Source organism: Gemmata obscuriglobus (assembly GCF_008065095.1).
Classification (GTDB): domain Bacteria; phylum Planctomycetota; class Planctomycetia; order Gemmatales; family Gemmataceae; genus Gemmata; species Gemmata obscuriglobus.
In genome coordinates this window covers 777,596-789,882 of the sequence record NZ_CP042911.1, presented here as the reverse complement: position 1 = coordinate 789,882, position 12,287 = coordinate 777,596, and the positions used below count along the sequence as shown (strand labels likewise).

The window sequence follows — 12,287 nt, the reverse complement described above, 5'->3', positions numbered from 1 at the left end:
CTGTGCGGCCTTCTCACGCCACACAGACAGGAATGTCTGTGTCACAAGAAACAGACAATACCAGCCGGACCGGGAATAAGAACACGCGGCGGTATCAAACGCACGCGGCGCCGTGCGACCACGTCCCGCCTGAGGCGAGACCGCAGCACCAAAGCTCAATGGAGAAGCCGAGAAGATTTTGACAGGATCAACAGGATTGAAGACCGATCAATTTCAAATCCTGTTGATCCTGTTGATCCTCTCAAAACTTGCTTTCGTAAGCACGGAACCGACATGGGCCTGCGCGGCATCATCCGTGTTGCGCTGGCCTCACTGAGGCCAGCTACAGAAATACAGAGCAACCAACGTGGCGCATCAGTCGCGGCGCCAGGGGATCTCACGCATCTCACGCCGCTCCTTGTTGCGGCGGCTGATGCCGGGGGTGTACGGCGGACGGGGCGGCGGCGCCGGGGTCTTTACGAAGAACGCCTTGATCTTCTCGGACAGCCGGTCGAGCGCGTCCGGCGGTTGGACCGGTTGACCGTCCGGGCCGACGAGCGGCGCCACCAGATCGTTCGGGCTGAAGCTGCTCCCCTTGAAGGCGTCGTAGGGGTGGTTCGGGTCGTACGGCCGCTGCTGAGCGTTGCCGGTAATCGCCTGACCGACGGGCGGCGCCACCTGGGGCAACCGGTTACCAACCGGGTTCAAGTTTCCGCTGTACGAGCCGACCACCTGACCCGGTGTCGAGAAGCCGGTCGAGCTGTTCTGAGCTGTGGTGCGCCCTGTTACCGCCACCGCGCACAACACACCCGCCGCGAGCACAATGCGCCGCATGACACGCCCCCCCCGAGCTATTCGGCCCCAATGCCGGCGGATATGCCGTCATGTGTCTCCCGCGTCAAGGGGCTACCGGGTGATTCTTCGCGCGGGTGCTACCGGAACTTACGCATCTCGCCCCGACCGCCGAAACCGTTGTGAGCCCTCAATTTGGCAGTAGGACTAAGTCAAGCCGTCGCGCTCGCCGCGCAGATGTACGAGTCGCGCGACTTCGGCGCGATGCCGGTTCTGGCCGATGCGCTTCAGGACGCCGGGTGTGACTCCGACGACATCCTGAACCACTGCCGCGGCGACGGAGTACACGTGCGCGGGTGCTGGGTGGTAGACTTGGTACTGGGCAAGGAGTGACGCCACGAGCGTCCCGCTCCCGCAACGCGACCTTCCCCCGATTCTCCGCGAGCAACACATATGACCGACCGGCTCCCGATGCTCCTTACGTGGCTGCTCGTCACCGTCGCCTCACCCGTCTTCGCTCAACCGCCCACCGATACCCCGCGCAAAGCGGACGCTGCGGTAAAGCCGCTCGCGGTTGGGGAGGCGCGTCACGAGCCCGTCGCGCCGAGGCCCGGGGTGCCGGTGTTGGTGACCGCGAAGCTGCCGGCCGACGTGACGAAGGTCACCCTGAAGCTGCAAGCGGTCGCGCCGGGGAAGTACGTCCGCAAGGCCGACGCCGAGTACGAGAAGGACTGGACCGACCTCCCGATGCGGGACGACGGCAAGGAGGGCGACGAGAAGGCCGGCGACGGCGTGTTCAGCGTTCGGGTGCCGGCGACGTATCAGAAGCACCGGTGGCTGCTCCGCTACCGGGTCACCGCGACCGACGGGGCGGGCAAAGCCCTGCGGTTCCCGGCGGCCGACGACACCTGCCCCAACTTCGCGTGGTGGTGCAACGCCGGCCCCGCGACCTGGACCGGTTCGCGCGAGCCCGGAAAGGTGCTGCCGCTGGCGTTCTCGGCGGCGTTCCTCAACACGCTCCAACCCTTACACCTGCTCGCGCGGGCGGACGACGTTGCGAAGAGCCAGTGGGACGGAAACTTCCACAAGCAGAAGCAGCAGGGCACGGTCGTCTACCGCGGAATCGTGTACGACCACATCCAGTACAGCAACCGCGGCCAGGGGAGCGCCCACATCGCCGGCAAGAACAAATGGGCGCTGAAGTTCGCCCGCGGGCACGACGTGCCGATGGTCGATCACGACGGCGTCCCGTTCCCGGTCTCGTGCGACAGCCTCGACCTGAACCCGGGCGGGTCCACGCCGTACCTGCCGGTCCACCGCGGCATCACCGGGCTGGACGAGGTGCTGTGCATGCGCTCGTACCGGCTCGCCGGAGTCCCCAGCCCGCAGGCGACGTGGGTGCAGTGGCGCGTGGTCACCGGGGCCGACGAGGTGGCCGCGAAGGACCAGTACGCGGGCGACCTGTGGGGCGTCTACATCGCGCTCGGCGAAATGAACCCCAAGCTGCTCGCCGACCGGCCGCTGGCGGACGGGCTGACGGTCAGCATCCAGAGCGGGATCAAGCACACCCCCAAGGGCATGACGGACGCCCAGAAGGAGTGGGACAAGTTCCTTAACGGGATGCGGTCCAACCCGAAAGAGGACTGGTGGCGCCAGAACCTCGACCTGCCGACGTATTTCAGCTTTCACGCGCTGAACCGTCTGCTCGGCAACGTGGACCTGCGGCCCGACGGCAACCACGGGTACTACCGCCGCCCGGACGGGCGCTGGGCGCCGATCCCGTGGGACATGGACATGACGTTCGTCCCGCGGCACCACCAGCCGGGCTACATCGACGCGGCGAACTGCCTCCAGCACCCCGCGATCGCGCTGGAGTACCGCAACCGGGCACGCGAGGTGCTCGACCTGTTCGCGGCCGACGGCACCGACCGCGGCGGGCAGGTCGGCCAGTTGGTGTCCGACCTCGGTTCGGCGCTGACGCCGAAAGGGTTCCGTGTGGACTGGCCGCGGCTGGACGAAGCCCGCTGGAACCACCACCCGCGAATCAACCCGAAGGGCGCGTACTTCGTCAACCCGGCCACCGGCGACCACTTCGGCGGCGCGTGGAAGCGGACGCTGGCGACCGCCGACTTCGCCGGGTTCCGCAAGTACCTGATCGAGTTCTGCACCGACGTTCGCCCGGTCAAGAACTACGCCCCCAACGACGGCGACCAGCGCGGCTACGGCTGGGGCTACCTGGCGCACGAGGCGAAAGACGACAAGATCCCGGCGAAACCGGCGGTGACGCGCCCCAAGGCCAACGGCTACACGTTCGAGGCCGCGGCGTTCACGTCGCCCGCCGGGGCCAAGTCCGCGGCGCTGGAGTGGCGGGTGGGGCGCGTCGGCCAGAAGGGCTGGTACGAACTGGCGAACCACTGGCGGAAGGACGTGGCGGAGGGGCGTTCGGTGGAGATCCCGCGCGAGGTGTTCGCGGAGAAGGGCGAGTACCGGGTCCGCGCCCGCTGGCGCGACGCCACCGGGCGCTGCGGGAACTGGAGCGCGCCGGTCGCCGTCAGCGTGAAGTAATGGGACGCCGAAAGGCAGCGAGGGCCGCCGATGACCGAAGCGGAGTGGCTGGCGTGTGATGATCCGGCCGAGGTGTTGGAGGCCCTCCGCACCCGCGCGAGTGCCCGGAAGCTGCGCTTCTTCGCCTGCGCGTTGGCTCGCACCCTTCAAGCGCGACCGACCGATCCGCGGTTGCGGGCAGCAGTCGATGCGGCCGAACAAGACGCCGACGGACTGCTGGAACGATCCCAGCGTGAGCAGGCGTTTTATGACGCACGGGTTGCGATGTGGGAACTGTCCGGCCGGTTGCAAGTCGAGCCCTTGCTGGCCGGGCGCATGTCGCAGAGCATCGCAGACGCGCCGGAGTTTCAAACCGCGTTCTACGCCATCTTCGCGCTGGACGGGGAAACAGAGAATATCGATCAGTACTTGGCCATCACCGAACTCGGTGTGTTCCCACCGACGACCATCGTTGCGATCGCACGAGAGGTCTTCGGCAACCCGTTCCGCCCTGTTACCTTCTCCCCCGAATGGCGCACTGGCACCGCTGTCGCACTGGCGGGGCAGATGTACGAATCGCGTGACTTCTCTGCGATGCCGGTCCTGGCGGACGCGCTTCAGGACGCCGGGTGTAACTCCGACGACATCCTGAACCACTGCCGCGGGCCGGGGCCGCACGTCCGCGGGTGCGGGGTGGTGGATCTGGTGCTGGGGAAGGAATGATCTCTTGAGCGTGCCCCCGGGTTGCCGTGCTGCAACGGCAGCCCGGGAACGCGTCGGGGGGTCACTTGTTCTTGTCCGCCGGATCGAACGTCTGGCCCTTGAACAGTAGCCCGAACCCGGTCACCTCCTTGGCGTCTCCTCGGCCAACGATTCCGACAACGGGCTTCCCCTCGCCGTCAATGCGTCCCTCGTTCGCGCGCCCCTTCCACCCGATCCACTCGCTGTCGTAGCAGTCTTTCGGGTCCAGCGTGCCGTCGGCCTTGATCTTCATGAACGTGAGCAGGCAGCCGTCGAAGTCCCGGCTGTACTTGTAGGTCATGGCGCCGACCGCGTACCCGGCCCGCGCCTTCAGGGTGACCAACCGGTCCTCACGCGCGCCGTACCGTTCCCCGATCTTGATCTCGGTTTTCCCGCCGCTCGTCACCCGGTAAATCGGCCGCACCCCGTTGATGCAATCTTCGCCGATCGCCTCCTCAATGCTGAGTTCCAACCCGACCAAGATGGCCCCGTCGGGGCCGGGGGCTTCGAACGCCCGGTTCTGCTCGCCCCCGAAGGTCACCGCCTCTTTGCCGGCGGCGGTGACCTTCGGGTTTACGGGCGCGCCGCTCCCGTCGCCGACGGCGAACTTTTCTTGTCCCTTGAACACCAACCCGAGGGCGGTGGTCTCGGCGCCGACGATCTTGCCCACGATGCCGACGACCGGGGCGCCGTCACCGGACACCTTGAACACCTCACCCCGGCCGTCGAACCCGACCCAGGGGCTGTCGTAGGAGTCTTTCGGGTCCAATGTGCCGTCCGGCTTCACCTTCATGAACGTGAGCGCGAACCCGTTGCACCACCATCCCGCCTTGCCGATGATCGCCCCGACCGCGTACCCGTCCTTCGCCTTCAGGGTGATTGCGCCCCTCATGTCCCGGCCGAACTGGCGCCCGAACTCCTCCTCACCGTCGACCCGGTAGATCGGGCGCACGGCCCGCGCGATGTCGGTCGAGCCGAACTTGCCGAACCGCACCTCCAGGCCGATCAGGATCGCGCCCGCCGGGCCGATCGTCTTGAACTTCGGGTCGTGTTCGATCGACCCGAGGATGTAGGGCTCCTTACCCAGTGCGATGACCTTCGGCTCCCCGGGCGCGCCCGGGACCGGTGCCGACGGGTTGGTCTCGAACCCCTCCTGGCCTTTGAAGAGCAGGCCGAACGCGGTAGTCTCGTGACCAACGATCTTCCCGACGATGCCGACCGCCGGGGCGCCGTCGGTCATCACCCGGTGCACGTCCCCCTTGCCGTTGAAACCGGCCCACTCGCTCTCGTAAGAGTCTTTCGGATCGAGCGTGCCGTCCGGCTTCACCTTCATGAACGTGAGCGCGAACCCGTTACACCACCACCCGGCTTTCCCCGTCACCCCGCCGACCGCGTACCCGTCTTTGGCCTTGAGCGTGACCGCGCCCTTCAGGTCGTTGCCGAACTGCTTGCCGAATTCCTCTTTGCCGTTCACCCGGTAGATCGGGCGCACGGCCCGCACGATGTCGAGGTCCCCGAACTTGCCGAACCGAGCCTCGACCCCGATCAGGATCGCGCCCGCCGGGCCGATCGTTTTGAACTTCGGGTCGTGAGCGATTGACCCGAGGATGAACGGTTCCTTACCCGAGGGCACCACGTTCGGCTCGGCCGGCTTGCCGGGGGAGGGGCGCGTGGCCGGCGCCTGGGCCTGGAGGTCCCCCGGCTTGCGGAAAGACGCGAGGATGGTTTCCGCGTCGGCACCCGACACCTGGCCGGTCGTACCGGTTACTCGCACCAGGTAGATCCGCCGGTCGTGCACGTACGCCCGCACGCGGGTGATGCCGGTCCGGGACTCGAGCCAGAACTCGGCCCCGTGCAGCGTCCCGATTTGGGCCTGAACCGATTCGGTGATCCGTCCCGCAGTTTCGTCCCGCAGGGAGCTGCGGATGGCAGGGAACAAGTCGGCCGCGAGGCGGGCGAGCGTGGGCGGGAGGTCGACCGTCTCCGCTCGGTAGCCGAGCCCGTCTTCCGTTTCTCCGGTCACGCCGCCGGCCGGGAAGGCGCGCGCGCCCAAGGCGAAGTTGCGCCGCTCTTCGGTCTGCCGCGCCGGCTTCTCGGGCAACCAGACCGAGAACTCTTTGCCGCGCGAGGTGTGCTCCTTCCATCCGGCCGGCGGCGGGCCGGCCAGGTCTCCGGGCGTCAAGCCCGGAGCGAGCGCGAAGGCGCGCGGGCGGGTGGCCACGGCTTCCGTCTTGGCCCCCCGGTCGCCGATCACCTGAACCAGCACCGCGCCCTCGGCCTTGTCGATCGCCAGTTCGCCGACAGCCAGGCCGTTGTCCACCTTCAGAACGACCTTCTTGGCGCGCGGGTGCTTGTCGAGCGCGGCGGCGTCCGGCGCTTTCTCCTTCGGTGGAACCACGACGCAGTACGCGGTCACGCTCCGGACCGCGCCGGCCGGGTCGATCACCTCGGCCTCGACGCGCGCGATCGGCCTTCCGCCGTCTCCCTTGCCGGTGCTGACCCGCACCCGCTCGACGCGCCCGGCCATCAGCCGGCCCACCTCGGCCGCCGGGACGAGGAACCCGATCCCCTGACCGTCCCGGATGCGGGCAACGGCCACGCCGACCAGCCGCCCCTTGCCGTCGACGACCGGTCCGCCGCTGTTACCCGGGTTCAAGTTGCCGTCGATCTGGATGGTAGCCAGTTCGCCGTCGCTCCCCTCGCGGAGGCTGGAGACCGACGCCTTGCCGACGGTGACGGCCGGGGCTCCCTTGCCGGTCGCGAGCGCCTGCCCGAGCGGGAACCCGAACGAGTACACGCTCATCGTCTCGACCGGTTTGGGCGGGTCGAGGTACGCGATCGGCTTGGGCGGGTCCTTCACGTCGGTCACCCGGAGCACGGCGAGGTCGCGCTCCTCGTCGGCCGCGACGACCGCCGCCCGGTACTCGCGCTCGGCCACGGTTCCGCTGCCGAACACCACGCGCACGGTCGCCGGCTTCGGCGGGGCGCCGGGCGGCGGCTTGAGTACGACGTGGTGGTTGGTGACCACGAGCACGTTGTCCTTGTCGACGGTGACAACGAACCCGGACCCGGAGCCCTTCCAGTCGTCCCCCTCGACCCGAACGTAGACCGAGGCGGACTTGGTCGCGGTGACAGTTTCCGGGGCGATGGCGTCGTCGGCGCGAGCCGGTAGCGCGGCAACGACGAGAAGGCCGAGGGCGAGGGCGCGTGGCATGAGCACCGTCCGAAGTTCGGGTGACACGTTTTCATCGAGTATCGGCGTGTGGCGCGACACAGTCAACACGGGGCGGCCGGATAACGAATTGAACAGATGCTCGGTCCGTTCCGGTCATGTCATTACGCACGAACTCGCGATGACATCCCGGGCACGGCGCGATTGAGCACGGCAGCGGCCCGACCGGGTGCGCCGATAGTCACAGAGAAGGTTCAAGAACCGAACGGCGCCCGCTTTACCGGCCGGCGTCGGCGAGGAAGCGCTGAAGCAGTCGACCCGTGTCCGCACTGAACGGCGAATCGAACTCGGCGAGCGCGCCTTCTCCCCCGAACCGCGCCGAGGGAAGCTCCCCCGCTTGCGCCGCGAAGTACGAGCGCACGCGCCCGGCCGTCGCTTCATCGACGGCCCGCACGCGCAGTTGCACCTGCGGCTGCTCGCCGAGGCGCACCGCGAGCGTACCGCCCCGCCCGTCCTTCACCGCCGTCAACCACTTCTTCACCTCGGGCGCGTTGCCGAACAGCTTCAGCGCGGGTTTCTGCGTCCAGTCGCGGTCGTCGTCGGCCGCGGCCCACACCGCGGCGTCCGCCGGGACGGCCCGGATCATCCCGCGAAGTCCCGAGCGATCGTCGCCGCGGAACTGCGCACCCGCCGGACGGTGCTCGCCAGCCTCGATCGCGCTAAAGTCCTTCTGGTTCAACCCGAACACCCATACCGTCGGCGACACCCGTGCGAGGAGCAAGCCGAACCGGCCCACCGCGGCGTCGTACCGGTCGCGCTTTCCGGCCACCGGCCGCGCCTTCAGCTTACTCAGAAACATGTCCTCGTCGGCGGGCGGTTGTTTCAGCACCAGCACCAACGTCAGTCGGATAGCGTCGTCGCCCTCGCCCAGTTCGAGCCCGCCCGCGAGGTGATCGATCTGCGCGAGCGGAACGCCCAGTTGCTCGACCGTCGCGCCGAGTCCGTCCGGAAGCCCGGACCGTTTCAGCACGTCGCCGGGTTGCTGCTTTGTCCGTTCCGCATACGCGAGCAGCGGTTCCGGGCGAATCGCGAACACGATGTTGGAGTTCCCGCGGAGGTAGCGGAGCGCGGCCAATTCCGACGACGGAGGTGGCACGGAAGAAAGGCCGTCGTTCGATGGCCCCGATCCGTCTCTTGTCCGCATCCCGACAATGACGCCCGAAGCGATCACCACCAGCGCGAAGGTAACCAGCAGGAGGTAAAACCCGTTGTTCCAGAAGGGCTGCTTCTGGCTTTTAGGTGCGACGGCGGTTCCGGTCGTCTCCGCCACCGGCTCGTGATCCCCTTCCTCCGTGTAGGTCCGAATCGGGAACACGTCGCCGCACCGCGGGCACGTCGCGCGACGGTGCCCCGGCAGGACGGGCAGTGCGAAACCGTGGTTACAGGACGGGCACGACAGCCGGATGCTCATTACGCGGCCTGCTCGAGGGGACGAACCGGGCGACCTTCCATCATACGAACGGCTTGAACAGTTCGGTGGTGAAGTAGCGCTCCATCCGGTCCGGGAACACCGTGACCACCTGGGCGTGCGGGTCGTTGAGCTGGCGCAGGGCTTCGAGCGCGGCGCAGTAGTTCAGCCCGGAACTCGGGCCGACCGGGAACCCCAGCCGGATCAGCTCGCGCGTCGTGGCGATGGCGTCCTCGTCGCGCACCTCAACGGTCAATAAGCCCGGAACGCGCTCGGGGCGGAAAATCTCCGAGATCGAGTCCGCGACGCCCGGGATGCGCGCCGAGAAGCTACAGCACTCGACCTCCGGTGCGCTCACGAGGTTGACCGGGCGGGCCAGCACCGGCACCACCCGGCACCCGTTCTCGCGCAGCCCCTCGAACAGCCCCACCAGCGTCCCCCCGGTGCCGACCCCGCTGACCACCGCATCGACCCGGCCGCCGGGGATCTGGTCCAGCACCTCGCGCGCGGTCCCGAGCCGGTGGGCTTCGGCGTTGTCGAGGTTCGCGAACTGCTTCGGCAGGAACACGCCGGGTTCGGCCCCGAGCCGCTCCACCTCCGCGATCGCGCCGCGAATCCCCAGCGCCGCCGGGGTGAACGTCACGTCGCCGCCGTAGGCCCGGATGATGAACACCCGCTCGTTGCTCACGCCCTCCGGCATCACCGCCAGGAACTTCAGCCCCATCTGCGCGCAGGCGAGCGCCAGGGCGATGCTCGTGCTCCCGCTCGACGCCTCGACGACCCGGCCCCCGCACGTCACCAGCCCGCGGCGCCACGCCTTCTCCAGGATGAACCGCGCGATGCGGTCCTTGGTGCTGCCACTCGGGTTCAGGAACTCCAGCTTGCACCACACCGCGGGCCGCCCGGCGTCCAGTTGCACCGGCACGAGCGGCGTCGGGGCGATGCGGTTCAAATAGCGGTGACAGCCGGGCAGTTCGGTGGCCATGAACGTCGTTCTCCGGAACCGGGCTGGTGTTGTATGTGTGAAGGTTGCTGCAATCCGAACAATCCGAATTGACACGAATCCGCCGGCAATTATGATGCGAATGAACGTTCGCTCGCGATGAGAGAGGCCGCCGTGTGCGCACTGGCCGACGACCGCCGCAAGCAGATCCTGGCCGCGGCCGAACGGTGCTTCGCGCGCCACGGGTTCCATCAAACGTCCATGCAGGAAGTGTGTCGGGAGGCCGGTCTGAGCCCCGGGTCCGTGTACCGCTACTTCCGCAGCAAGGACGACATCATCGTCGCGATGGCCGGCGAGAACCGGCAGGACACCCACGCGCGGTTCGCGACCGCCGCGGCCAACCCGGACGTGATCGCGGGGCTGCTCCAGTTGGCGGAAGACGTGCTGGGGCAAATCAACGATCCGGCGTGCGGGCCGCTTCACTTCGAGTGTACCGCGGAAGCCATGCGCAACCCGCGCGTGGCCGAGGTTGTTCGCCGCGACGATCAGGAGATCGTCGCCGGGATGGTCGAACTCTTGCGCCGTGGGCAAGAGGGCGGGCACATCGACCCCGCCCTCGACCCGCGCCGGGCCGCCGAAACACTGATCGCGCTCGCCGACGGGCTGACGTGGCGCAAGTTCCTCGACCCGCGGATCGATCTCGCGGCGTTCCGCGACACCGCGCGGCTGATGATAGAGCGGTTCCTGCGCCCGCGGGCGTGACTGCTCGACTTCCACGGCCGGCGCCCGCCGAACGGCCTGATACCTCTCCGACACCTGTGCCCCACCCAGGGAGGCTTTGACGTGCTCCACCGGACCCTCGTTGCGCTTTCGCTCGCCCTCGGCGCGAGTCCGCTCACGGCCGGGGACCAGCCCGCGCCCGTCGGAGCGAAGGTCGCCGATTTCACCCTGACGGAACCGCTCTCGGGCAAGCCGTGGGCACTGAACGAGCAGGCCCGCGACGCGAAGGCCACCGTCATCGCGTTCACCGCCCTCGATTGCCCGGTGTGTAAGGCGTACTGGGGCCGGCTCGCCGACCTCCGCAAGCGCTACGCCGACGACGGTGTGGTGTTCGTCGCAGTCAACAGCCAGCTCACCGACTCGGCGGACGAGGTGGCCCGGGCCGCAAAAGATCTGAAGCTGCCGTTCCCACTCCTGAAGGACGACGGCACGAAGCTGGCGGACAAACTGGCGGTTTCGCGCGTCCTGACGGTCGTGGTGCTCGACGCGACCCGTACCGTCCGGTACGCGGGGCGGATCGACGACCAGTTCGCCCCCGGCGTCCACCGCGACAAGGCCACCACCCGCGAACTGGCCGCTGCTCTGGACGCGGTTCTGGAGGGTCGGGAGGTGAAGAAGCCGTTCACCGCCGCGGCGGGGTGCAAGCTAACCCGCGAGAAGAAGCCCGTGCCGACCGCCGCGGTCAGTTACCACAAGCACGTGGCCGCGATTTTCCAGGCGAAGTGTCAGGAGTGCCACCGCGCCGGCGAGGTCGGCCCGTTCGCCCTCACCTCGTACAAGCAGGCGAAGGGCTGGGCGGACATGATTCGCGAGGTGGTCGCGGACGGCGTCATGCCGCCGTGGCACGCGGACGCCCCAGCGGGCCACTTCAAGAACGACCGCCGGCTGTCGGCGGAAGAAAAGAAAACGCTACTGGCGTGGATCGACGCCGGGTGCCCCGAGGGGGACCCGAAGGACGCGCCGGCGCCGGCGCAGTTCATCGACGGGTGGCGGCTCCCACAAAAGCCGGACCTGGTGCTGAAGATGAACCAGCCGTTCGACGTGCCCGCGACCTCGCTGCTCGGAATGGGCATCCCGTACCAGCACATCACGGTCGGCGCGCCGCTGAAGGAAGACATGTGGGTGCAGGCGGCAGAAGTGCGGCCCGACTACCGGGCGGTCGTTCACCACGTCATCGTGTACATGGTCCCGCCGGGTGGAAAGCTGGATCACAACAACTTCGCGCGCTACATGATCGGGACCTACGTGCCGGGCGACCAGCCGCTCGTTTACCCCGAGGGGATGGCGAAGAAGGTGCCGAAGGGATCGCAAGTGATGTTCGAGGTACATTACACGCCCAACGGCACGGCCGGGAAGGACCGGTCGGTGCTGGGGATCGTGCTGGCGAAGAAACCGCCGGCGCAGGAAGCAAAGGGCGACGCGGCGCTGAACGTGCGGTTCGCCATTCCGCCGGGCGCCGAGAACTACCAGGTGGCCGCGAGCCACACGTTCGAGAAGCCGACCACGCTGCTGTCGCTCAGCCCGCACATGCACCTCCGCGGGAAAGCGTTCAAGTACGAACTGGTGAACAAGGACGGCACCCGCGAGACGCTGCTGAACGTGCCGAAGTACGACTTCAACTGGCAACTGTCATACGAGCTGGCGAAGCCCCGCGCGCTTCCCGCCGGGAGCAAAATCGAGTGCACCGCATGGTACGACAACTCGGCCAAGAACCCGTTCAACCCGAACCCGGGCAAGAAGGTGACCTGGGGCGACCAGACCTGGGACGAGATGATGATCGGGTTCTTCGAGTACTACGACACGCCGTAACCGGAACCGGGAAACGACGCGCGCCGGTGTGAACGCGTCCCGCCTCTTCCGCCTCTATA

General features: G+C 67.9%; 9 protein-coding genes. 5 read left to right on the top strand and 4 right to left on the bottom strand.

The annotated features are described in order from the left end of the window. Positions 1-354: 354 nt before the first annotated feature. Positions 355-813, bottom strand: coding sequence for a hypothetical protein (locus GobsT_RS03380; RefSeq protein WP_010039233.1), 459 nt, complete (start codon positions 811-813; stop codon positions 355-357). 153 nt (positions 814-966) lie between these two features. Between GobsT_RS03380 and GobsT_RS03375 the strand changes: the two genes are divergently transcribed. Genes GobsT_RS03375 through GobsT_RS39295 form a run of 3 tightly spaced genes read left to right on the top strand, consistent with a single transcriptional unit; the run spans position 967 to position 4,038 of the window. After that, a complete protein-coding gene (locus GobsT_RS03375; RefSeq protein ID WP_148087593.1) occupies positions 967-1,164 on the top strand; it encodes a hypothetical protein in 198 nt (65 codons plus the stop codon). A 60-nt stretch (positions 1,165-1,224) separates the two neighbouring features. Then, on the top strand, positions 1,225-3,336 hold the full coding sequence (locus GobsT_RS03370; RefSeq protein ID WP_010039235.1) for a CotH kinase family protein: 2,112 nt from the start codon (positions 1,225-1,227) through the stop codon (positions 3,334-3,336). A 30-nt stretch (positions 3,337-3,366) separates the two neighbouring features. Beyond that, complete coding sequence (locus tag GobsT_RS39295; RefSeq protein ID WP_010039236.1) at positions 3,367-4,038, top strand: hypothetical protein; 672 nt, start codon at positions 3,367-3,369, stop codon at positions 4,036-4,038. A 61-nt stretch (positions 4,039-4,099) separates the two neighbouring features. Here GobsT_RS39295 and GobsT_RS39290 read toward each other — a convergent pair whose 3' ends face one another. The 3 genes from GobsT_RS39290 to GobsT_RS03350 all read right to left on the bottom strand — a co-directional run bounded on the left by GobsT_RS39290 (position 4,100) and on the right by GobsT_RS03350 (position 9,681). Further along, entirely contained in the window at positions 4,100-7,270 is a 3,171-nt protein-coding gene (locus GobsT_RS39290; protein WP_232068327.1) for a S1C family serine protease, read from the bottom strand. A gap of 235 nt (positions 7,271-7,505) precedes the next feature. Then, on the bottom strand, positions 7,506-8,699 hold the full coding sequence (locus tag GobsT_RS03355; protein ID WP_010039238.1) for a zinc ribbon domain-containing protein: 1,194 nt from the start codon (positions 8,697-8,699) through the stop codon (positions 7,506-7,508). A gap of 40 nt (positions 8,700-8,739) precedes the next feature. Beyond that, on the bottom strand, positions 8,740-9,681 hold the full coding sequence (locus GobsT_RS03350; RefSeq protein WP_010039240.1) for a PLP-dependent cysteine synthase family protein: 942 nt from the start codon (positions 9,679-9,681) through the stop codon (positions 8,740-8,742). A 117-nt stretch (positions 9,682-9,798) separates the two neighbouring features. Here GobsT_RS03350 and GobsT_RS03345 point away from each other — a divergent pair, with 117 nt between their 5' ends. Continuing rightward, positions 9,799-10,401: a TetR/AcrR family transcriptional regulator gene (locus GobsT_RS03345; protein ID WP_010039241.1), complete on the top strand. Its 603-nt coding sequence runs from the start codon at positions 9,799-9,801 to the stop codon at positions 10,399-10,401. An 81-nt stretch (positions 10,402-10,482) separates the two neighbouring features. After that, positions 10,483-12,228 carry a redoxin domain-containing protein gene (locus tag GobsT_RS03340; RefSeq protein ID WP_010039243.1) on the top strand — a complete coding sequence of 582 codons (1,746 nt, stop codon included), beginning with the start codon at positions 10,483-10,485 and terminating at the stop codon, positions 12,226-12,228. The last annotated feature ends 59 nt before the right edge of the window (positions 12,229-12,287 follow it).

Excerpts from the sequence above, each read along its gene's own strand:
- GobsT_RS39290 (WP_232068327.1), bottom strand. The coding sequence starts at position 7,270 with ATGCCACGCGCCCTCGCCCTCGGCCTTCTCGTCGTTGCCGCGCTACCG.
- GobsT_RS03380 (WP_010039233.1), bottom strand. The coding sequence starts at position 813 with ATGCGGCGCATTGTGCTCGCGGCGGGTGTGTTGTGCGCGGTGGCGGTA.
- GobsT_RS39295 (WP_010039236.1), top strand. The coding sequence starts at position 3,367 with ATGACCGAAGCGGAGTGGCTGGCGTGTGATGATCCGGCCGAGGTGTTG.
- GobsT_RS03350 (WP_010039240.1), bottom strand. The coding sequence starts at position 9,681 with ATGGCCACCGAACTGCCCGGCTGTCACCGCTATTTGAACCGCATCGCC.
- GobsT_RS03345 (WP_010039241.1), top strand. The coding sequence starts at position 9,799 with ATGAGAGAGGCCGCCGTGTGCGCACTGGCCGACGACCGCCGCAAGCAG.
- GobsT_RS03370 (WP_010039235.1), top strand. The coding sequence starts at position 1,225 with ATGACCGACCGGCTCCCGATGCTCCTTACGTGGCTGCTCGTCACCGTC.
- GobsT_RS03355 (WP_010039238.1), bottom strand. The coding sequence starts at position 8,699 with ATGAGCATCCGGCTGTCGTGCCCGTCCTGTAACCACGGTTTCGCACTG.